Origin of the sequence: Aeromonas sp. FDAARGOS 1403 (genome assembly GCF_019047325.1) — a bacterium.
GTDB classification, from domain to species: Bacteria; Pseudomonadota; Gammaproteobacteria; order Enterobacterales; family Aeromonadaceae; genus Aeromonas; species Aeromonas dhakensis.
In genome coordinates this window covers 3513930-3536510 of record NZ_CP077249.1, presented here as the reverse complement: position 1 = coordinate 3536510, position 22581 = coordinate 3513930, and the positions used below count along the sequence as shown (strand labels likewise).

Sequence of the window (22581 nt, the reverse complement as noted above, 5' to 3'; positions counted from 1 at the left end):
GACCTCCCTCAAGCCGCTTGCTTCTTGAACAGCTCCCGGAATACCGGATAGATATCCTCGACCTTGCGAATATGCTCCATCGCGAAGTGGGGGAACTGGCTGGCGACCGACTCATACTCGTGCCACAGGGTCTGGTGAGCACGGGTGGTGATCTCGATGTAGGAGTAGTACCGCACCCGCGGCATGATGTCCCGCACCAAGATCTCCCGGCACTGCGGCGAGTCGTCGGCCCAGTTGTCACCATCTGACGCCTGTGCCGCGTAGATGTTCCACTGGTTGGCGGGGTAACGTTCGTTGATGATGTCGTTCATCATCTTGAGCGCACTGGAGACGATGGTGCCGCCCGTCTCCTGGGAGTAGAAAAATTCGTGCTCGTCCACTTCCTTGGCCTGGGTGTGGTGACGGATGTAGACCACTTCGACGTTCTTGTAGGTCCGGCTCAGGAACAGATAGAGCAGGATATAGAAACGTTTGGCCATCTCCTTGGTGGCCTGATCCATGGAGCCTGACACGTCCATCAGGCAGAACATCACCGCCTGGCTGGAAGGCACGGGCCGCTTGACGAAGTTGTTGAACTTGAGATCGAAGGTGTCGATAAAGGGCACCGCATCGATCCGTCTTTTCAGCTCCCTGATCTCCTTCTCGAGTTGGGCTATTTCGGCAAAATGTTCGTTGGGATCGGCGGCCAACAGGGCGAGACGATCCTCCAGTTCGTGCAGTTGGCGTTTCTTGCCTGCCTGCAGCGCCATGCGGCGGGCCAGCGAGTTTTGCAGTGAACGCACCACGTTGATGTTGGCGGGCACCCCGTTGGAGGTGTAGCCCGCCCGGTAGGTTTTGACTTCCATCAGCTGATTGAGCTGGGTTTTTTGCAGCCTCGGCAATTCCAGATCTTCAAACAGCAGGTCCAGATACTCATCCTTGGAGATCTGGAAGACGAAGTCGTCCGCCCCCTCTCCCTGATTGGAAGCCTGCCCCTCGCCAGATCCCTGACCGCCACCTCCTCCCTTGGGGCGGTCAATCTTGTCGCCGGAGACGAACTGGTCGTTGCCGGGGTGCACCATCTCCCGTTTACCGCCTTGCCCCTGATGGAAATGAGGCTCGCCGATGTCCTTGGTCGGGATGCTGATGCTCTCGCCGGTATCCACGTCCTGAATGCTGCGCTTGGAGACAGCATCAGAGACCGCTTGTTTGATCTGCTTCTTGTAGCGGCGGATGAAGCGCTGCCGATTGACAGCGCTTTTGTTTTTGCCGTTGAGCCTGCGGTCGATAAAATGCGCCATAACTCCCCCTTGAACAGTCAGGGTCAGGATGACTTGCGTACCCTGAGATACCACTCGGAGAGCAGACGCACCTGTTTGCGGGTGTAGCCTTTCTCCATCATCCGTTCGACAAAGTTATCGTGCTTCTTCTGCTCCTCGGCCGAGGTTTTGCTGTTGAAGGAGATAACCGGCAGCAGCTCTTCCGTGTTGGAGAACATCTTCTTCTCGATCACGGTGCGCAGCTTCTCGTAACTGGTCCAGTTGGGGTTACGGCCTGCATTGTTGGCGCGGGCACGCAGCACGAAGTTGACGATTTCGTTGCGGAAATCCTTCGGGTTGCTGATCCCGGCGGGTTTTTCAATTTTCTCCAGCTCGCTGTTGAGGGATGCGCGGTCAAACAACTGGCCGGTCTCGGGGTCACGGTACTCCTGATCCTGGATCCAGAAATCGGCGTAGGTGACATAGCGATCGAAGATGTTCTGACCGTACTCGGAGTAGGACTCGAGGTAGGCGGTCTGGATCTCCTTGCCGATGAACTCCACGTAGCGCGGGGTCAGATAGCCCTTGATGAACTCAAGGTAGCGGTCGTGCAGCTCCTGCGGGAACTGTTCGCGCTCGATCTGCTGCTCCAGCACATAGAAGAGGTGTACCGGGTTGGCCGCCACTTCCGCGTGGTCGAAGTTGAAGACGCGGGAGAGGATCTTGAACGCAAAGCGGGTGGAGAGGCCATTCATCCCCTCGTCGACACCGGCGTAATCGCGGTACTCCTGATAGCTCTTCGCCTTGGGATCGGTGTCTTTGAGACTCTCGCCATCATAGACCCGCATCTTGGAGTAGATGCTGGAGTTTTCCGGCTCCTTGAGGCGCGACAGCACGGAGAACTGACCCAGCAGCTCCAGGGTTCCCGGGGCGCACTTGGCATCGGTCAGCTCACTGTTGACCAGCAGCTTCTCGTAGATCTTCACCTCTTCCGACACCCGCAGGCAGTAAGGCACCTTGACGATGTAGACCCGGTCGAGGAAGGCCTCGTTGTTCTTGTTGTTGCGGAACTGCTGCCACTCGGATTCGTTGGAGTGAGCCAGCAGGATTCCGTCGAAGGGGAGGGCGGAGAGCCCCTCGGTCCCGTTGTAGTTGCCCTCCTGGGTGGCGGTCAGCAGCGGGTGCAGCACCTTGATGGGCGCCTTGAACATCTCGACGAACTCCATGATCCCCTGGTTCGCCTTGCACAGCGCGCCCGAGTAGGAGTAAGCGTCGGCGTCATCCTGGGCGAAGTGCTCCAGCATGCGGATGTCCACCTTGCCGACCAGGGAGGAGATGTCCTGGTTGTTGTCATCGCCAGGTTCTGTCTTGGCAATGGCAATCTGGTCGAGAATGGAGGGGTTGACCTTCTCCACCTTGAACTTGGTGATGTCGCCACCAAATTCGTGCAGCCGCTTGGCGACCCAGGGGGACATGATGGGGCGCAGGTAGCGGCGCGGGATGCCGTACTCTTTTTCCAGCAGCTCGCCATCTTCTTCAATGTCGAACAGGCAGAAGGGGTGATCGTTGACCGGTGACCCCTTGATGCGATAGATAGGCACCTTCTGCATCAGGGATTTGAGTTTTTCTGCCAGCGAGGATTTACCACCGCCGACCGGGCCCAGCAGATAGAGGATCTGTTTCTTCTCTTCCAGCCCCTGGGCGGAGTGTTTGAGATAGGAGACGATCTGTTCGATGGCCTCTTCCATGCCGTAGAAGTCTTTGAAGGCGGGATAGCGTGCCACGACGCGGTTGGAAAAAAGACGACTGAGTCTGGGATTGGCAGAGGTGTCGACCATCTCAGGCTCACCGATGGCGGTCAGCAGACGTTCGGCGGCAGAGGCGTAGCAGGACTTGTCCTGTTTACACATATCCAGGAACTCCTGGATGCTGTATTCCTCTTCCCTGGCTTTCTCATATCGCTGTTGATAATGCTCGAAGATGCCCATAACTTTGCCCTCGTTATAGTCGCTTACCCTGAAAAGAGTGGATCACTACTTTTGTTCTGTTTACCTCATTAAGCCTAGTCAACAGCCCCCAGTAATCCATCACCAACTATTGGTTTAAATTTGCAAGGGTACTTCCCGACCCGATGCGGGAAGGCGCAATCAGTGACACACCTATGTTACTGACTGTTAAATTATTTTTGCCATGATAGTGAGGCAAATGTCAAAGACATAAAAAATAAATGTTTGTCAAAAAATGGAAACTGCACCGCATTGTTCCTGGCCGGCTGCCGCAAGCGCAGTCAGGGCAAGGGGGAGCGCGCCACGCAGCAGAAATGGCATTACGTTTACGTGCACGTAAAGTTAATTGTTTGGTGTTTTAGCTCTAATTTTTACATTGACGCTACATTGCGACTGCTCTAGATTGGCCCTGTGTCGGGCAGTCAGCGCTTTAGCAAGAGAGTGGCTGGTTGCCGATACAAAGCTCTGTTTAAGCACGTTTCCGTTGGCTTGACCCTCGCAAATGCGAGGGTCTTATTTTTTCAGCGCAATCGGCGCTGTCTGGTGAGCTAGTGATCGTGGTGGCGCGGATAAATGCGGGAAACCGCCGCCAGGACGTCGGCGAAGGGGTGGGATGCCAGCTGGCCAAATCCGGCTAGGCTTTTCGCCTTGACCCGGGTGGTGAGCGGCGTGGCGATGCCGCACAGAAAACGGGTCAGGATGCGCGGATGCCGGGTGTGACACAGGGCCACTAGGGGATCGCACCAGGCTCTTAGTCCCTGTTCATTGGGGAGTGTCCGGCCGGGCAAGGGGGGGAGCTCTGCCACCTCGCCCCGACAGACCGAGCAGTGCCCGCAATGAGTGGGCGCAGCCTGATCGGCAAAGTAGCGTGCCAGTTCATGGCTCAGGCAACTGCTTGAGGTAAAGAAACCCAGCAATGCCTGCAGACGGGCCAGCTCGCTTTGCTCTTTCTTTTCAAACAAGTTGTGCAGCTCATCGGCCAGGGTTGCCACGTCAATCTCCTGGCGCAGCACCCGGTAAACCTCGGTCATCTGCTTGCTTTCCAGTTCGATCCAGCCCTGCTGTTGCAGATAGTCCAAGGCCGCCGCCGCGCGGTGCCGCTCCCCCTGATAGCCTTGCCAGAGCGCTTCGAAGTCCATGGTGCACCAGCTGCGGGCCTGCGGGGCGCAGGCGAACAGCTGCTCCAGGAACAGGCGTCGCTCCGGATTGAAGCGGGCCAGGATCTCCACTTTCTCCAGCACGAACTTGAAACGGTACTCTGCAAAGTAGCTGTAGGCCGGGGCTATGATGCCCGCCATCTCCAGATAGACCAGCAGGGTCTTGAGAGGTAGTTGGCGGATGTTGGTCTCATTGGATAGACGCAGCAGGCTGAATTCCCACTCGCTGCCGCTTTGCAGCAGGATCTCGAGCAGCGCGACGATGGCCGAGCGATCCGGAGTGTCGCCATAGACGAAATTCTCCAGCACCGGCAACTGGCTGCGATTGGCCAGCACGATGCAGCGGGAAGGCTGGCCGTCGCGGCCGGCACGGCCTATCTCCTGGCTGTAGTTTTCGATGGACTTGGGCAGATCGTAATGGATCACCCGGCGAATATCGGCCTTGTCGATGCCCATGCCAAAGGCGATGGTGGCCACGATGCAATCCAGCTTGCCGGTCATGAAGTCGTGCTGGATCTGGCTGCGCAAGGTGGCGTCGAGCCCGGCATGATAGGCTCGGGCCCTGATCCCGCGCTGCTGCAGCTGGGCGGCACAGGCTTCGGCAGTGTGTTGCAGGGTGACGTAGATGATGGTGGGGGCGGCGGGATCGCGCACCAGTTCCCCATGCAGCCAGCCATCGCGCGCCTCGGCGGACAGGGGGACGACGGCCAGGTCCAGGTTGGCGCGATAAAAGCCGGTGACGATGAGCCCGTCATCTTCAATGTCGAATTTGGCCTGCATGTCGGCCATCACGGCCGGGGTGGCGGTGGCCGTCAGCAGCAATACTTGGGGAATGGCCAGCTCGCGGCGATAGTCAGGCAGCTTGAGGTAGTCGGGGCGAAAGTTGTGGCCCCATTCCGAAATGCAGTGGGCCTCGTCCACCACCAGCATTGACAGCGGCACCTGCTGGATGAAGCGACGAAAGCGCTCGTTCTTGAGGCGCTCCACCGAGATCATCAGGATCTTGAGCTGGCCGTCGTTGGCCTGCTGCATCACCCGGCGGCTCTCCTCCGCTGTCAGGCTGGAGTCGAGGGTGGCGGCGGCGATCCCCTTGCTGCGCAAAAAGGCGAGCTGATCGTGCATCAGTGCGATCAGGGGGGAGATCACCAGGGTCAGGTGGGGCAGGGCCAGTGCCGGCAACTGATAGCAGAGGGATTTGCCGGAGCCGGTGGGGAAGATGGCGGCGGCGTTCTTGCCCGCCAGTAGCCGGCTGATCACCTCTTCCTGTCCCGGCCTCAACCGATCGAAGCCAAAGTGACGGGTCAACAGGGATGAGATCATGGCAAAGGCTCCGCGGCAAAACCGTCATGATACCACCGCCGGGTGGAGGCTGGAGGGCAATCGGGGGGGAAAATGGCATCCATTTGAGCGTTGTTGATATTGTGTTATCTCGGTGTTGTAGATTTTTTGTGAGGCGAAGCGGATATTTTTCAGTGATTCTGTGGAAAAAAGCGGCTGCAGATGGGATATTCCTTGTCCGCAACCCCGTGTGTTTCCGGACAGGCTCGACAGAAGGCTTGCCGGGGCAGACGACGCCAGCCCGTGACATGGGTGTCGCCTGGTGTAGCGGTTGCCAACAGGACTAATGATTCACGCACTTAGGTGCTCAGGGACTATTTGATGACACAACAACACCCCCTCATAAGACTGGTCAACAGCACCAGCCTGGTTAGCCAGATCCTGGTCGGTCTGGTCTTCGGTATCCTCCTTGCCATGTTCATGCCGGAATGGGCCAAAGCGGCGGGTCTGCTCGGCAGCCTGTTCGTCGGCGCCTTGAAGGCGGTGGCGCCGCTGCTGGTCTTCGTACTGGTGATGGCGGCGATCATCGGCCACAAGCAGGGTCAAAAAACCAACATGAAGCCGATCCTGCTGCTCTATCTGCTGGGAACTTTCCTGGCGGCTGCGGTGGCCGTGGTTGCAAGCTTCCTGTTCCCCACCAACCTGCACCTGGTGGCGAACAGTGCCGAGATCACCCCGCCGGGCGGCATCACCGAGGTACTGCAGACCCTGCTGTTCAACGTGGTGACCAACCCGGTCAAGGCGCTGCTGGACGCCAACTACATCGGCATTCTGGCCTGGGCCATCGGCCTTGGCATCGCCATGCGCCACGCCAGCGAAGGGACCAAAGCGGTGATCACCGACCTGTCCCACGGCGTCTCCACCATTGTGAAAGCGGTGATCCGCTGCGCACCGCTCGGCATTCTGGGTCTGGTAGCCTCCACCCTGGCGGAAACCGGTTTTGAGGCCCTGTTTGGCTATGCCCAACTGCTGGTGGTGCTGATCGGCTGCATGCTGTTCATCGCCTTCGTGGTCAACCCGCTCATCGTGTTCTGGAAGATCCGCCGCAACCCCTATCCGCTGGTGCTGACCTGCCTGAAAGAGAGCGGCGTCACCGCCTTCTTCACCCGCAGCTCAGCCGCCAACATTCCGGTCAACATGACGCTGTGCGAAAAACTGCGTCTGCCGGAGGATACCTACGCGGTCTCCATCCCGCTGGGGGCCACCATCAACATGGCCGGTGCGGCCATCACCATTACCGTGCTCTCCATGGCGGCGGTCCACACCCTGGGGATGGACGTGGATCCGGCGACGGCCATTCTGCTCTCCGTGGTTGCGACCGTCAGTGCCTGCGGCGCCTCCGGTGTGGCCGGCGGCTCCCTGCTGCTGATCCCGCTGGCATGCAGCCTGTTTGGCATCAGCAACGACATCGCCATGCAGGTGGTGGCGGTCGGCTTCATCATCGGCGTGCTGCAGGACTCCGCAGAGACGGCCCTCAACAGCTCCACCGACGTGCTGTTCACCGCCGCGGCCTGCATGGCCGAAGATGAGACCCTGCTGGACATCTCGCCGGTGCCCAACAGCGAAGCCTGATAGCCGTATCTTTCTATTCACAACGACAACGCCCTCATTTGAGGGCGTTTTTTATTGCCGCCCGGATGGGGCGGGTAGCTGTCGTGACTCCTGGCAATCCTCCCGGCAAACAGAGAAGAAGGCTTCACGACCTGAAACCCGGCAGCCGTCATTGGGTCGGGATGAAGGGGTGTGCGAGCGTGGAAGAGGGAGGGCTTTGCCGTCTCGGATGATGCGGGCAGGAGTTGATCGGCTTGACGGCGGCTCGATACACCAGCCCGAGCAGGGTGGGTTGTTAGAGCGAAAACGTGAGCAGGCATGGCCGGGTTGTTGTGGCTTGCCAGCCAACTCGCTCTCAAGGGTTCCTCTCTTTTTGCCTCGCGAAGAACTGCAATCAGCCCTGCACCATAAAAAAATGCCAGCCGGTTACCCGGCTGGCATTGTTGCTGGTCTCTGTCAGCGTCAGCCGATCAGCTGGTAGAGAATGGCGGAGATGGCGGTCATCCCCATCAGGGCCACGAAGACGTTGCTGATGTGGCCCTGATACTTCGCCATGGCCGGCACGCGCTTGATGGCGTACATCGGCATGATGAACAGGATGGTGGCGATGATGGGGCCGCCCATCGACTCGATCATGCCGAGGATGGAGGGGTTGATCACCGCGGTGCCCCACAGGGTCAGGATGAAGAAGGCGATGATGAAGATCTCGACCTTCTTGTGGTTCGGCTCCTTGCCGGACTTGCGCAGGTTCTGGACGATCATCCCCTTCAGGCCTTCACGGGCACCCAGGTAGTGGCCGAAGAAGGAGGAGACGATGGCCACGAACGCCACCAGCGGACCGAAGTAGGAGATGATGGGGCTTGAGTGCTGGTTGGCCAGGTAGGAGAGCACGGCAATGTTCTGGGACTTGGCCTCGGCCAGCTGTGCCGGGGTCAGGCTCATCACGCAGGAGAAGACGAAGAACATCACGAAACCGAGCAGGATGGTCGCGGTGCGCTTGAGGATGGCGTCAGACTTCTCGACCGCCTGCTCGCCGTGATCGCGGCGCTGGGCCAGGGAGAAGCTGGAGATCGCCGGGCTGTGGTTGAAGGAGAACACCAGCACCGGGATGGTCAGCCACAGGGTGATGGCAAAGTCCTTGCCGGACGGTACCTGGGAGAGGGCGGCACCGGTCCAGTCCGGGATCAGGTAGAAGGAGATCCCCACCAGGATGGCGATGAGCGGGTAGACCAGGAACTCGGTCACTTTGAGCATCAGCTTCTCGCCAGCCAGCATCACCGACATCATGCCCATGATCAGCACGATGGAGAGGATCCAGCGCGGCGGCGCCGCCATCTGCAGCTGGTTGACCATGAAGCTTTCCACGGTATTGGTGATGCCCACCCCGTAGATCAGCACGATGGGGTAGATGGCGAAGAAGTAGAGCAGGGTGATTAATTTGCCGGCACCCACGCCGAAGTGCTCTTCCACCACTTCCGTGATGTCTGCATTGGGTTTGCTTGACGAGAGCACGAAGCGGGCGAGGCCGCGGTGTGCCAGATAGGTCATGGGGCCGACCAGCAGCGCCATGACCACCAGCGGCCAGAAGCCGCCCATGCCGGCGTTGATGGGCAGGAACAGGATGCCGGCGCCGACGGCGGTACCGAACAGGCTGATTACCCAGCGAGTGTCTTGTTTGGTCCAACCACGCGATTGGACTGAGCGGGTTCCTTGCTCCTGTGAGGTCGCAACATCCTGTGCGCCGGTGACAGTATTAGACATGTGTCTCACCCCTGAATTGTGGTTTTTATAGAATCGGCGCAAGGATACGGGTTTTTTAATCAAAAATGTTGATCAAATTCACCTTTATGGGACTGAAAACCGCACTCTTTTATGGAAATGTGATCAAAAGAAGAATTAATCAATTATTTTTTATAAAATACCACGTTATTTTAGTGTTAACGCATGAATATTGCACAGGCATTTGTTGGCAATATGTTATCTGGAGAGTTGCCGTGACAGCTGGCGGATCATGCTGGCGGTTGCACCCCAGATAAAATGATCCTGCCAGGGGATCCAATAGATGGTGTGCAGGTGATCGGCTCTAGGAATGGTCAGGGCGATATGGTGGCGCGGATCCAGCAGGTGGTTGAGCGGCACTTCGAAGGCCTGGTCGACCTCGTCCCGGCTCAGGGTGAGCTGATAGTCGGCCGCTACCAGTCCCAGCACCGGCAGCACGTCATATTGCGAGACGGTGTTGAGGGGAGCGAGGGTGCCAAGCACCTCTATCTGGGCCGGGACTATGCCGAGCTCCTCCTGGGTTTCCCGCAGCGCCGTGTGGATCAGATCCCGGTCATCCGGATCCTGCCTGCCACCGGGGAAGCTTATCTGCCCCGCGTGGTGACGCAGGTGCGGACTGCGCCGGGTCAGCAGCAATTGCAGGCCGTCGGCCCGTTCAACCAGCGGCAGCAGCACGGCGGCGGGCTTGAGCCCGGCCACCGTCAGCCGGTGAGCGGGGGCGGGGCGTTGCAACAAAAAGCGGGTCAGCAGTTCGGCTCGTTCCATCTCGATTCTTCTTCACTCCTTCAAGTCGCTGAGATCATTTTGTCAGGTTTTCAACGCAGTGCGTCCAGCAGTGGCAGGATGCGGGCCACCTTGTCATAGGTTTCCTGATATTCGTCGTCCACGTCGGAGTCGGCGATGACGCCGCCGCCGGCCCAGCAGTGGAGCTGGCCCTGTGCGGCGATCAGGGTGCGGATGCAGATGCTGGTGTCCATTCGGCCGTGCTGGCTGAGGTAGCCGATGCTGCCGCAGTAGGCGTTGCGCCGCTGGGGCTCCAGCTCCTCGATGATCTCCATGGCCCGGATCTTGGGGGCGCCTGTGATGGAGCCACCGGGGAAGCAGGCACGCAGCAGATCCACGCCCTGCCAGCGGGCATCCAGTTCGCCGTGAATGGTGGAAACCAGATGGTGCACCGCCGGGAAGGATTCCACCGCAAACAGGCTGGGCACGCTGACCGAACCGGGCCGGCTCACCCGGCCGATGTCGTTGCGCAGCAGATCCACGATCATCAGATTTTCCGATCTGTCCTTGTCGGCCTCCGCCAGCTCGCGGGCACTGGCCTGATCCAGCGTAGGGTCGGCCAGCCGCGGACGAGTACCCTTGATGGGCTTGGTCTCGATGTGGCGCTGGTCGAGCAGCAGGAAACGCTCGGGGGAGAGGCTCAGGATGGCCCCTTGCGGCAAGCGCAGGAAGGCCGAGAAGGGGGCGCGGTTGGCCCGTGACAACGCTTGGTAAGCCTGCCACTCGTCACCTCGATAGGGGGCGCTGAAACGCTGGGTCAGGTTGATTTGATAGCAATCCCCTGCCGCCAGATAGGCCTGCACCCGGGCAAATTTGTCGCCATATTCGGCGCGGCTCATGTTGCTGCGCCAGGGGCCAGCAAGAGCGAAGGGGTCTGTGGCAAGCTCGTGCTGTGCCTCCAGCCACTGCAGCCGGCGGGCAAGGCCGGCCTCGTCGCCCCAGTGCACCAGCTGCCATTTGCCCGTTGCCACCTCCCGCAGCAGGGCCCAGTCATAAATGCCGACCGCCATGTCAGGGATGGTGACGTCGCGGGCGGCCAGGTTCGGCAGACGCTCGAAGCGGCGGCCCAGATCATAGCCAAACAGGCCGAGCGCCCCGCCGATGAAGGGCAGGGGGGTCGCTTGACTGGTGATCTCTCCCAACAGATCGCGCTGGCACCGGGCCAGCAAGGTCAGCGGATCATCTTCACTGGACTCGTGTTGCTCTCCCTGCTCGATGCGGGTCAGCGCCCCGTCGGTCTGCAGGGTGGCCAGCGGATCGGCGGTGATGATGTCAAAGCGGTTGTCCGCACCCAGCGGGCCGGCGGATCCCAGCAACATGGCCCAGGGCAGGTGGTGAAGGCGGGCGAACAGCGCATGGAGCGCCATCTGGTGTTCAAAATGGTGGATATGCAGCGTTGGTTTCATTTTTTGTTACACAGGCAACAGTTTGCAGCCTGCTCCCTAGCCGGTACGGGGTGGCAAGCGTATCATAGGCGCCGGAATTTTTAGAAAAAACGCGCCGTTGTCTTATCGGGCAGACAGGCAGACCGCCTGGCACCACCCCACCGAAGCACGGCTCATATGGAAGCCCTTGCTCCAACCAACACGGGAGACAAGGACCAGTGAGGATGATATGAGCATCATTAAAAAACAGGATTTTATCGATTCCATCGCCGACGCCCTGCAGTACATCTCCTACTACCACCCCCTCGATTTCGTGCATGCCGCCAAGGCCGCCTATGACCGGGAGATCAACCCGGCCGCCAAGGATGCCCTGGCCCAGATCCTGATCAACTCCCGCATGTCCGCCGAAGGTCATCGTCCGCTCTGCCAGGATACCGGCATCGTCACCTGCTTCGTCAAGATCGGCATGCAGGTGCAGTGGGACAGTGACATGACGGTGCAGGAGATGGTGGATGAAGGGACGCGCCGCGCCTACACCAATCCGGACAACCCGCTGCGCGCCTCCGTGCTGGCCGACCCCGCCGGCAGCCGCAAGAACACCAAAGACAACGCCCCGGCCGTGGTACACATCGACATGATCCCGGGCAACAAGGTGGAAGTGAGCATCGCGGCCAAGGGCGGCGGCTCCGAGAACAAATCCAAGATGGTGATGCTCAACCCCTCCGACGACGTCGTCGAGTGGGTGCTCAAGACAGTGCCGACCATGGGGGCCGGCTGGTGTCCGCCCGGCATGCTGGGCATCGGCATCGGCGGTACCGCCGAGAAGGCGGCCGTGCTGGCCAAGGAAGCGCTGATGGAGCACATCGACATCCAGGAGCTGATCGCCCGTGGTCCCGAGACCACAGAGGAGAAGCTGCGGGTTGAGCTCTACGACAAGGTCAACAAGCTCGGCATCGGTGCCCAGGGCCTCGGCGGCCTCACGACCGTGCTGGACGTGAAGGTGAAATCTGCGCCGACCCATGCCGCCTCCAAGCCGGTGGTGATGATCCCCAACTGCGCGGCCACCCGCCATGTCCATTTCGAGCTGGATGGTTCCGGCCCGGCCGAGCTGACCCCGCCGAAACTGGAAGATTGGCCGGAGATCACCCGCTCGGCCGGCGGCAACGTGCGCCGGGTCAATGTCGACGGCATCACCAAGGCAGAGCTCGCCAGCTGGAAGAGCGGGGATACCGTGCTGCTCTCCGGCAAGATCCTCACCGGTCGCGATGCCGCTCACAAGCGCATTGCCGACATGTTGAAAAAAGGTGAGGGGCTGCCGGAAGGGGTCGATTTCACCAACCGCTTCATCTATTACGTGGGCCCGGTCGATGCCGTGCGTGACGAAGTGGTCGGCCCGGCCGGCCCGACCACCTCCACCCGGATGGACAAGTTTACCGACATGATGCTGGGGGAAACCGGCCTCATCGGCATGATCGGCAAGTCCGAGCGGGGCCCCAAGACGGTCGAGAGCATCAAGCAGCACCAGGCCGTCTATCTGATGGCCGTCGGTGGTGCCGCCTATCTGGTGGCCAAGGCCATCAAGAAGGCGCGGGTGGTGGCCTTCGCCGATCTGGGCATGGAAGCCATCTATGAGTTCGAAGTCGAGGACATGCCGGTAACCGTGGCGGTCGACTCCCAGGGCAACAATATCCACGAGACCGGGCCGGCCTACTGGTCTGCCAAGATTGCCGAGCTCGATGGCAAGCTGGCGTGAGTTGAAGGTGTCTGAGGGCTGTTCACCTGCGGTATGGAGACGGGGCTTTATGTCCTGAGTGCACGGGGGCGATGCGCGACTGCCATGGATGTGGCCGTCATGCAGCCTCAGCCATAACAAACAAAACGAAGGCGACCCCAGGGTCGCCTTTTCTTTTCGTCTGCGTGTCTGTCGTGTGAATTTTAACTGCCAACTGCCAACTGCCAACTGCCAACTGCCAACTGCCAACTGCCAACTGCCAACTGCCAACTGCCAACTGACGCTCTCTGTGCGTGGTGCACAAGGCTGTCAACGCTGGTCCCACGTTCGTCAGTCGGCTGGCGTCTCTTTACCCTTGCCACTGTTGTCTGGTGGCAAGGGCTCTTATTACTCGGTGATTGGCAAACGATTCATCACCCAATTCAAAAACCGCTGTCAAATCAACCTAACCGCATGTCTTTTCACACGATTGGGTGGATCAGTGATTGAGATAAACATCCTGTCCGCCATAGACCAGCGAGCCACCATGAGCGGGAGAGGAGGCGACTGGCTCGAAGAAACGGGTCAATACGCCACAGCGTTGTCCCAGCGTGCTCAGCTTGGCCCGATCCAGCGTGACCTGTTCCGGCAGCCAGGTCAGCACGGCGGCGCAGCGGCCGTTGCCCAGACTCTGCTCCAGCGTGGATTGCCAGTTCTTGATCTTGGGGCTGTGTACCACCAGTACCCGAGCCGGATTGATCCCCTGTGCCTGCAACTGCTTGGCCACGGGCAGACCGGGTGGCGCGATGAGCAGGATCCAGCCCGTGTCACCCTGGCTCAAGCGCACCAGCTCATCGAGCAGCGGCGGTTCCCGGGTGAGGCTCGCAGAGTGGCTATATTCGTCCTGCTTGCCCTGATGGCGGGTGGGCCAGGGGCTGCTCATGCTGGCGACGGAGACAAGGGTGTGGCTCATGGGCTGGCTCATATGTTTTCCTGTATGAATAACCATGCTGTATGTGCATACAGTAGTCGTTGTTCGCAGTAGTGACAAGCCGTTTGTGGCCAAAAATGTGATCTGAACGGTAATGAAAGAAGTTAACTAATTGATTTTAAAATATATAAACTTCAATCTTGAGGTGGGTGTTTTTCAGGCTATGGACAAAGCGGGCAGGGGCGCCCATGGTTATACAGTATGTCCTGTACAGAGGAGAGATGAGGATGGACGTCAGCACCTTGCAACGACTGGATGCCAATATCCTGCTCGGGATCATCAATGAGAAGCTGCGGCTAGAGTGCGATGGGCTGGAGGAATTGCTGGCCTATTACGACATGACGGAAGACCAGCTTGCCACCCGCCTGTTGCAGATTGGCTACCACTACGATCCCATGAGCAACCAGTTCAAGGCTCACGGTTGAGCAGCGAACAATCCCCGAATGGCACTGTTCTATTTTTTCATGAATGGCGCACATTGAAATCGTTTTCAATGTGCGCTGAATTTTCAGCTATTTTCATGGATTTTCAGCGCTTGGCAATCGTTGAAAACCTATTCATGAATTTATATTTGCGATATAAGCTTAAGATTTTGATTTTAAAGGAAATGATGGGTTTGTATTTGCAGGTTTCAGGAAAGGGTTTTCAAACTTGAACTGTCATTTTTATACGTTAAAGTGTGACTTGCGTTAACTTTTCAAGCTGCGGCTTTAGCTAGTATGCCCACGCCGGAACATATTCTCAGATAACAACAGCACCGGTCCCTGATGGGATAACAATTTATTATTCTGTAACGAAGGAAATGGTTTATGGCTACCAAGAAGAAGACAGACCAGGATCTCCAACTGGATAAAGATCAGCTCAAGGCGAGTATCGTGCGTCACCTGCGTTCTACCTTGGGTACAAGCGAACAGAAAGCCTCGCCAGAAGCGTGGTGGAAAGCGACCGCAGCCGCCGTCAACGAACAGGTGTACGAGCGCCTGACCCGCACTCAGCAGACTCACTTCAAGAAAGATACTCGTGCAATTCACTATCTCTCTGCTGAATTCCTGATGGGGCGCCTGACCTCCAACAACCTGCACAACCTCTCCCTGTACAAGATTTGCGAAGAGGCGTTGGGCGAACTCGGTCTGGAACTGACCGATCTGTGTGAACAAGAGCCCGACATGGCACTCGGTAACGGCGGCCTGGGCCGTCTGGCCGCCTGCTTCATCGATTCGCTGGCAACCCTGAACTACCCGGCGGTCGGTTATGGCATCCACTACGAGCACGGCCTGTTCCGTCAGGAAATTCAGGATGGCCGTCAGATTGAGCGTCCGGACTCCTGGCGCGAATATGGCAACCCCTGGGAGATCTGTCGCCCGGAATCGGTGCAGGAGATCCCGCTATACGGTTACGTGGAGACCGTCTTTGGCGACAACGGCGGCCTCAAGAAGGTGTGGCACGCCGGTCGCAAGATCAAAGGGGTGCCCTGGGATATCCCGGTAGTCGGTTTTGGCGGTCATACCGTCAACATCCTGCGCCTGTGGGAGTCTCGCGCCTCCGAGTTTTTTGACTGGGACGTGTTCAACGCCGGTGGTTATATCGACTCCCAGGCGGAAAAAGCCCAGGCCGAGACCATCTCCAAGGTGCTCTATCCGAACGACGAGACCGATGCGGGCAAAGAGCTGCGCCTGATCCAGCAGTACTTCTTCTGTGCCTGCTCCATCAAGGACATCATGCGTCGCTACAAGCGGGTGCATGGCGCCGATTTCAGCAACTTTGCCGCCCAGATCGCCATTCAGCTCAACGACACCCACCCCACCGTCGCCATCCCCGAACTGATGCGGGTGCTGGTGGATGAAGAGGGGCTGACCTGGGAAGCGGCCTGGGCCATCAGCTACCAGGTGTTCTCCTACACCAACCACACCCTGCTGCCGGAAGCGCTGGAGAAGTGGTCGGTCAGCCTGTTCGAGAAGGTGCTGCCGCGCCATCTCGAGATCATTTACGAAATCAACGCCCGTTTCCTGGGCGAGCTGGTGGAGCCCAAGTGGCCGGGCAACGACGCCATCAAGGCCAAGCTCTCCATTATCGAAGAGGGAGCGGTGCGCAAGGTGCGCATGGGCAACCTGTGTGTCATCGGCTCCTCCAAGGTGAACGGCGTGGCCGAGATCCACTCCAAGCTGGTGAAGGAAGATCTCTTCCCCGAGTATGCCGAGCTGTGGCCAGAGAAAATGTGCAACGTCACCAACGGCGTGACTCCGCGTCGCTGGCTGCTGGCCTGCAACCCGGAACTGGCCGAACTCTACAACGAAGTGGTGGGCAAGGAGTGGCCGCTGCAACTGGACAAGCTGCGCAGCGTCACCAAGTTTGCCGACGACAAGGCCTTCCAGAAGCAGTTCATGACCATCAAGCGCCACAACAAGGAGAAGCTGGTCAAGGTCATCAAGGCGGAAACCGGTATCGAGGTCAGTGCCGAGGCGATCTTCGACGTCCAGATCAAGCGTCTGCACGAGTACAAGCGCCAGCAACTGAACCTCATCCACATCATGGCGCTCTATCGTCGTCTGCTGGCCAACCCCGACTATGACATGCATCCGCGGGTGTTCATCTTCGGCTCCAAGGCGGCGCCCGGTTACAAGCTGGCCAAGGACATCATCTACGCCATCAACAAGCTGGCGGAGCGGGTCAACAATGACACTCGCATTCAGGGCAAGCTGAAAGTGGTGTTCATGCCGAACTACCGGGTGAGCCTGGCCGAGAAGCTGATCCCGGCGGCCGACGTCTCCGAGCAGATCTCCACTGCCGGTTATGAAGCCTCTGGTACCGGCAACATGAAGATGGCCCTGAACGGTGCCATCACCATCGGTACCCTGGACGGCGCCAACATCGAGATCGCCGAAGAGGCGGGGGCCGAGAACTGCGCCATCTTCGGTCTGAACGTGGACGAGGTGAAGGCACTGAAGGGGCGCGGTTACAACCCGTATGACTTCTACTACGCCAACTCCGAGCTCAAAGCGGTGCTGGACTGGTTTGATACCGACTACTTCACGCCGGGTCGTCCGGGTGAGCTCTCCTCCATCAAGCGCTCCTTGCTGGAAGGGGGGGATCCCTACCTGACGCTGGCCGATTTTGCTTCCTACTCGGAAGCGCACAAGCTGATCGATACCTGGTATCGGGATCCGGCACTGTGGGCCAAGAAGGCCATCATCAACTCGGCCACCATGGGCAAGTTCAACTCCGATCGCTCCATCCAGGACTATGTGGATCGGATCTGGAACCTGAAGCCCTGCAGCATCGGCTGACCAGAGAGCAAACCAAACCCCCGCCATGCGGGGGTTTTTTATTGGGCGTGGGCGGTGTTGGTTGTGTGAATGCGGGACAAAAGCAAACTGCCCGACTGCCCGACTGCCCGACTGCCCGACTGCCCGACTGCCCGACTGCCCGACTGCCCGACTGCCCGACTGCCCGACTGCCAAACTGCCAAACTGCCCATTGCCACCCTCTGCATACAGTTCTGCTATTTGAGGACGTGTGACGTCGAATGAGGGGGCTGAGGACGGGAGAAAAAGGTGCGCACTCGAGTGTCGGCAGGCAAGAGAGGCAATAAAAAAAGGCCCCGTCAGGGGCCTTGGTATCTGGTTTGTCAGTGCAGTATGTCGCCCATGAAGTAGGCGAGCATGGTCAGAATGACGGTGAAGACCAGGTTCAGCACCAGGCCGGCCCGCATCATCTCACGTTGTTTGATGTAACCGCTGGCGAACACGATGGCGTTGGGCGGGGTGGCCACCGGCAGCATGAAGGCGCAGGAGGCGCCGACGGCGATCAGCACGGAAACGACGATGGGGGAGACACCCAGCGCCTCGGCGACCCCGGCAAACAGCGGCACCAGCAGGGCGGCGGTGGCGGTGTTGGAGACCAGCTCGGTCAGGAACACCACGAACGCGGCCAGGCAGAGCAGGATGATGAAGATAGGCATGGTGGCCAGACCGTTGGAGAGGTGTTCCGCCAGGAAGGCGTTGGCGCCGGTCTGCTTCAGGATGGCGCTTAAGGTGAGGCCACCGCCGAACAGCATCAGCACGCCCCAGTCGGTGTTCTGGTTGATGTCATCCCAGCTGGCCACCCGGCTGATGGCAATGGCCACGATGGCGCCCATGGCGATCAGGGTATCGAACTGGGGAATGCCCCCCATTGCCTTGGCGATGGGTTGGGAGCCGATCCACAGCAGCACCGTGGTCAGGAAGATGAGCAGGGTGATCTTGCGTTGACCGGTCCACTGGATGGTCACCTTCTCGGTGCTGACCTGATGGGAGAGGTCGGGGCGCGTCACCAGATACAGCAGGCCGATGCCCACCGGCATGAAGATGAGCACCACCGGGATGCCGAACTTCATCCAGTCGGTGAAACCCAGCCCCATCTGGGCGGCCGCGATGGCGTTGGGCGGGCTGCCCACCAGGGTGCCGATGCCGCCGATGCTGGCGCTGTAGGCGACCCCCAGCAGGACGAAGACCAGGGTGCGGCGCTCCTTGTGGGCGTCGATGCCTTTGAGCATGCCGAGGGCCAGCGGCATCATCATGGCGGCGGTGGCGGTGTTGCTGATCCACATGGAGAGGGCGGCCGTGATGGTGAAGAGCACGATGGCGGCCCAGCCGAGGTGACCCTTGGCAAGCTGCATCACCTTGGCGGCGATCTGGGTATCCAGCCCTTGTTTGGAGAGGGCTGCAGCCAGTGCGAAGCCGCCGAAGAAGAGAAACAGCACCGGGTTGGCGAAATCCGTCAGGGACTTGCTCATGTCAAACACCCCGAGCAGGGTGGCAAGTACCGGGATGGAGAGGGCCGTGATGGTGATGTTGACTGCTTCGGTCAGCCAGAGAATGGCGATGAAGACCAGGATCCCCAGCCCCTTGTTGACGTTGGGGTCAAACGGTAGCCAGGCGAGCATGGCACAGAGCAGCAGGACATCCAGGATGACGATCCCGGATTTGACGTCCAGCCAGCGTGATGGGGTAGTAGAGGGTACTGCAGATGTGTGCATATCGTTCTCTCGGTTAATTTATGGTTGTTGTTGTGTTGCCGAGATTACATTCATCCCCCCGTTTGAAACAGGGGGATCTGGTCAAAGCATGCCGAGACTCACAGAGTCAAGATAAGTTAAAACATAAAGAAAACATAAATTAAACAACTTGGTATCATTTGTGGCTGTTCAGGAAGGAGGCAAGCCACTCCTTGAACAGACTGGGGGGCAGTGAGCCGCTGCGCTGAGCCACCATCTTGCCCTGCTTGAATACCATCAGGGTGGGGATGCTGCGAACGGCGTAGCGGGCCGCGATGGCGGCCTGTTGCTCGGTATCGACCTTGACGAAGCGGATTTTTGGCTCAAGTTCACTGGCAACTTGTTGAAAAACAGGTGAAAATTGAAGGCATGGTCCACACCAGCTGGCCCAGAAGTCGACCACGACCGGGATGTCGGACTGGATCAGGGTATCGAACTGCTGCTCCTGGCCGGTGACCGGGGTGGTGGCGAACAGTCCGCTCTTGCAGCGACCACACTTCGCGTTTGAATCCAGCTTCTCCTCGGGCAGGCGGTTCCTAGTGAAGCAATGGCTACAATAGGTAGTGATAAATGACATAATTGATTCCTGTATGCATAAGCCCTGCAACATCTTTATTGCACTGTCAGGGCAGAGTAACGGTAACATAGCAGTCAATTATCTTTCACAGCCAATGATCCCGTAGCGACGTGATGTCGGTGGATGCATGGCCATGACATGAGAATCGAGACGGGATGAATAATGTGACACGGGTCAATCGTGTTGTACTTAGCCTGATCATCGTATCGCTGCTGGCGTTTTCCGGCTATTGCTGGCAACTGCTCAGCCAGCAGCAGAAAGCCTCGGAGCTCAGCGTGGCGGCGGAGTTGATCCTCAACCGGGTCAATACCGATACCGTCTATCTGCTGGGGCGCGAGAAGGCCAACGACGGCAATGTACAGCAGCGACTCAATCAGCTGTCGAGCAACCTCGACAGTTTCGTGCGCCAGGTGCGCAACGACCCAGACTCGGCCGACAATCCTCACTCTCAATCGCTGTTGCACGATATCGACAGCTATCTGCTTGATCTCGCCAAGCTCTACTCCATGGAGATGGCGATCGAGTACATAGAGCAGCCCTTTCAAAAGCAGCTGAACGGCTTGCTGGCAACCCTGCCGGCGGACGCGCCGCTGGCCATCGATCTGACCGAGCTGGCCCAGCTCAGCAATTACCTCAAACGCAGCTGGGACAAGGGGGAGCAACAGCAGCTGCAGGCTCTGCAACGCCGTCTCAAGACGGCCTATCCCGCCTATCCCGAAGTGGTCGGGTTGGCCCAGCTGAGCGAGGATGTCAGCCATCAGGTCGTGGCGTATCACGTGCTGCGCAACCAGGTCATCGACATGCATGAACTGGAGGGATTGTCGCGCTGGAAACAGAGCAAGATGGAGCAGGCCTCCTCCCTCAAGAGTCGCTTCTATCTGATGGTGCTGGGGGGGGCCATGCTCTGCTTCGGACTGGTGGCGGTGACCCTGTGGCGGCGCAACCAGAAGCTGAGCGAGTTGTCGCGTCAGACCGGTTTGCTGGCCCAGGCCAAGAGCGACTTTCTGGCCAACATGAGCCACGAGATCCGCACCCCCATGAACGCCATCATCGGCTTCAGCTCGCTGGCGCTGCAGACCGAGCTGGACCAACAGCAACGGGATTATCTCAGCAAGATCAAATCTTCATCGGATACTTTGCTGCTGCTCATCAACGACATTCTGGATCTGACCAAGGTGGAGTCCGGCAAGCTGACGCTGGAGGAGATCGACTTCGATCTCAGCGAGCAGATCGACTCGCTGGCGGGCATGTTCGCCGATCTGGCCGAGCGCAAGCATGTCGAGGTCATCATCAACAAGTCGCCGGCGGTGCCCGACTTTCTGCGTGGCGACCCGCTGCGTCTCGGTCAGGTGCTGGTCAATCTGGTCAACAACGCCATCAAGTTTACCGAGCGGGGCGAAGTGGAGGTGTCCATCACCCTAGTCAACCCCCATCCCATGCAGGTGCGTTTCAGCGTGCGCGACACCGGCATCGGCATTGCCGAGGAGAAACAGGCCCAGCTGTTCCAGCCCTTCACCCAGCTGGAGGCGGGCAACACTCGCAAATATGGCGGCTCCGGGCTTGGCCTCAACATCTCCCAGCGGCTGGTGGAGCTGATGGGAGGACGGATCACGGTGCAGAGCAAACCGGGTGCGGGCTCGGTGTTCCAGTTCGAGATCCCCATGACCAAGGCGGTGTACGGCGTCTCCGGGCGGCGGGTCTTCTTTGAGAATCAGCCGCTGGTGCTGGTGATGGATGACAACGAGCTGGTGCTTGACCTGGCCAAGGATATCCTGGGCCGGGCCGGGGCCAGGGTGATGGCGGTCAACAGCCTCTCGCGGGCGCGGCAGGTGCTGCGGGAAGAGGGGCAGAACGTCCGGCTGGCCATTCTCGACTGGCGCATGGGGCAGGAGGATGGGCTGGATCTGGCGCTCGAGATGTATCAGCACAGTCAGTGGCGCCGGCTGCCCATCCTGATGACCAGTGCCTGGGCCAAAGAGGGACTGCACGGGCGGATGGAGAGCATGGGGCTGACCCATTTTCTGCCCAAGCCGATGACCGAAAATGCCCTGCTGGCCAAGGTGGACGAGCTGCTCAACGGCAGTTCACACGATCAGCAGTTCCGCCAGGCCGAGGTGCAGGGCGATCAGCAGCATTTTCGCGAGCTGCTGCAAGGCATCCGGGTGCTGCTGGCGGAGGACAATAGGGTCAACCAGCAGCTCATCATCGAATATCTGCGCCGGGTCGATGCCCTGGTGACCGTGGTGGGCAACGGCCGGGAGGCGGTCGAGCGGGTGGCCGAGCAGCCGTTCGACGTGATCCTGATGGACTTGCAGATGCCGGTGCTGGACGGGTTGGATGCCACCCGTCAAATCCGCAAGATGGTCGACAAGCACGATGTGCCCATCATCGCCCTGACGGCCAGCGCCATGCCGGGAGACAGGGAACGCTGTCTCGGCGTGGGGATGAATGGCTATGTCACCAAGCCGGTCAGCAAGCTCGATCTCTACAACAACCTGTTGCAGTGGGTGAAGAGCGCCAGCGGCGAGCGGCTGGTGCCGCTGGAGGTGAAGCCGCCTGATCTGATGGGGGTGCTGGATCTGGAGGATGCCCTTAGACGGCTGGAGCAGGACAAGGAGGCGCTGCAGATCCTCTTCAAGCTGTTCATGTCGGAGCACAAGGACGATCTGTGGGAGATCCGCTCCGCCCTGCGTCGCCAGCAGCCCGACATCGCCTGCCGGTTGCTGCATACCCTCAAGGGGGTTTCCGCCAACATCTCCGCCTCCCGCCTGCAGATCCTCGCCGGTGAGCTGGAGTGGCGACTGCGCCAGCAGGAAGAGCTCACCGAGCAGGATCTGGAGCAGTTGCAGCAGGTCTTCAGTCTGACCCGGGAGGAGGTGTCTCACTTCCTGCTGACCGGAGAACAGCATGAAGCATCGTATGGTGCCTTTGAACAGCGCGATGATCGTTTGTTGTAATAAGTGAAATAGCAATAATTCTCAAGCCTTCTGCTTCAGGCTATCATGACCTCCTCGTATCGCCCCCAGCCGGGGG

At 59.2% G+C, this 22581-nt stretch carries 14 protein-coding genes; 5 read left to right on the top strand and 9 right to left on the bottom strand.

Annotated elements, in window-relative coordinates; all coding sequences use genetic code 11:
• Positions 1-8 precede the first annotated feature (8 nt).
• The 3 genes from I6L33_RS16475 to I6L33_RS16465 form a co-directional block, all read right to left on the bottom strand.
• The gene (locus I6L33_RS16475; protein ID WP_005300361.1) at positions 9-1280 is read right to left on the bottom strand and encodes a YeaH/YhbH family protein; all 1272 of its coding nucleotides are present in this window, start codon (positions 1278-1280) and stop codon (positions 9-11) included.
• A gap of 23 nt (positions 1281-1303) precedes the next feature.
• Complete coding sequence (locus I6L33_RS16470) at positions 1304-3226, bottom strand: PrkA family serine protein kinase (protein ID WP_005300364.1); 1923 nt, start codon at positions 3224-3226, stop codon at positions 1304-1306.
• A 566-nt stretch (positions 3227-3792) separates the two neighbouring features.
• The gene (locus I6L33_RS16465; RefSeq protein ID WP_216972942.1) at positions 3793-5721 is read right to left on the bottom strand and encodes an ATP-dependent DNA helicase RecQ; all 1929 of its coding nucleotides are present in this window, start codon (positions 5719-5721) and stop codon (positions 3793-3795) included.
• Between the two features lie 339 nt (positions 5722-6060).
• Between I6L33_RS16465 and sstT the strand changes: the two genes are divergently transcribed.
• Positions 6061-7311, top strand: coding sequence for a serine/threonine transporter SstT (gene sstT, locus I6L33_RS16460; protein ID WP_010634121.1), 1251 nt, complete (start codon positions 6061-6063; stop codon positions 7309-7311).
• 441 nt (positions 7312-7752) lie between these two features.
• Here the strand turns inward: sstT and I6L33_RS16455 are convergent, their stop codons facing one another.
• The 3 genes from I6L33_RS16455 to pabB all read right to left on the bottom strand — a co-directional run bounded on the left by I6L33_RS16455 (position 7753) and on the right by pabB (position 11219).
• Positions 7753-9051 (bottom strand): serine/threonine transporter, encoded by a 1299-nt coding sequence (locus I6L33_RS16455; protein ID WP_024941547.1) that lies wholly within the window; start codon positions 9049-9051, stop codon positions 7753-7755.
• A 216-nt stretch (positions 9052-9267) separates the two neighbouring features.
• Positions 9268-9834, bottom strand: coding sequence for a CoA pyrophosphatase (locus I6L33_RS16450; RefSeq protein WP_005300376.1), 567 nt, complete (start codon positions 9832-9834; stop codon positions 9268-9270).
• A 50-nt stretch (positions 9835-9884) separates the two neighbouring features.
• Positions 9885-11219: an aminodeoxychorismate synthase component 1 gene (pabB, locus tag I6L33_RS16445; protein WP_216974141.1), complete on the bottom strand. Its 1335-nt coding sequence runs from the start codon at positions 11217-11219 to the stop codon at positions 9885-9887.
• A 247-nt stretch (positions 11220-11466) separates the two neighbouring features.
• Between pabB and I6L33_RS16440 the strand changes: the two genes are divergently transcribed.
• The gene (locus tag I6L33_RS16440) at positions 11467-12990 is read left to right on the top strand and encodes a fumarate hydratase (protein WP_010634118.1); all 1524 of its coding nucleotides are present in this window, start codon (positions 11467-11469) and stop codon (positions 12988-12990) included.
• 457 nt (positions 12991-13447) lie between these two features.
• On the opposite strand, the gene I6L33_RS16435 is transcribed toward I6L33_RS16440, so the two are convergent.
• On the bottom strand, positions 13448-13933 hold the full coding sequence (locus I6L33_RS16435; protein ID WP_216972941.1) for a cell division inhibitor: 486 nt from the start codon (positions 13931-13933) through the stop codon (positions 13448-13450).
• A 233-nt stretch (positions 13934-14166) separates the two neighbouring features.
• On the opposite strand from I6L33_RS16435, the gene I6L33_RS16430 reads away from it, so the two are divergent.
• Together I6L33_RS16430 and I6L33_RS16425 are read left to right on the top strand one after the other, a co-directional pair.
• Positions 14167-14364, top strand: coding sequence for a DUF4250 domain-containing protein (locus I6L33_RS16430; RefSeq protein ID WP_005300391.1), 198 nt, complete (start codon positions 14167-14169; stop codon positions 14362-14364).
• 384 nt (positions 14365-14748) lie between these two features.
• On the top strand, positions 14749-17223 hold the full coding sequence (locus I6L33_RS16425; protein ID WP_005300394.1) for a glycogen/starch/alpha-glucan phosphorylase: 2475 nt from the start codon (positions 14749-14751) through the stop codon (positions 17221-17223).
• Positions 17224-17564: 341 nt separating this feature from the next.
• Here the strand turns inward: I6L33_RS16425 and I6L33_RS16420 are convergent, their stop codons facing one another.
• Together I6L33_RS16420 and trxC are read right to left on the bottom strand one after the other, a co-directional pair.
• Positions 17565-18953, bottom strand: a complete 1389-nt coding sequence (locus I6L33_RS16420; RefSeq protein ID WP_005300397.1) for a DASS family sodium-coupled anion symporter — start codon at positions 18951-18953, stop codon at positions 17565-17567.
• A 154-nt stretch (positions 18954-19107) separates the two neighbouring features.
• On the bottom strand, positions 19108-19548 hold the full coding sequence (gene trxC / locus I6L33_RS16415; protein WP_216972940.1) for a thioredoxin TrxC: 441 nt from the start codon (positions 19546-19548) through the stop codon (positions 19108-19110).
• Positions 19549-19703: 155 nt separating this feature from the next.
• Between trxC and I6L33_RS16410 the strand changes: the two genes are divergently transcribed.
• On the top strand, positions 19704-22505 hold the full coding sequence (locus I6L33_RS16410; RefSeq protein ID WP_010634113.1) for a response regulator: 2802 nt from the start codon (positions 19704-19706) through the stop codon (positions 22503-22505).
• Positions 22506-22581: the final 76 nt, after the last annotated feature.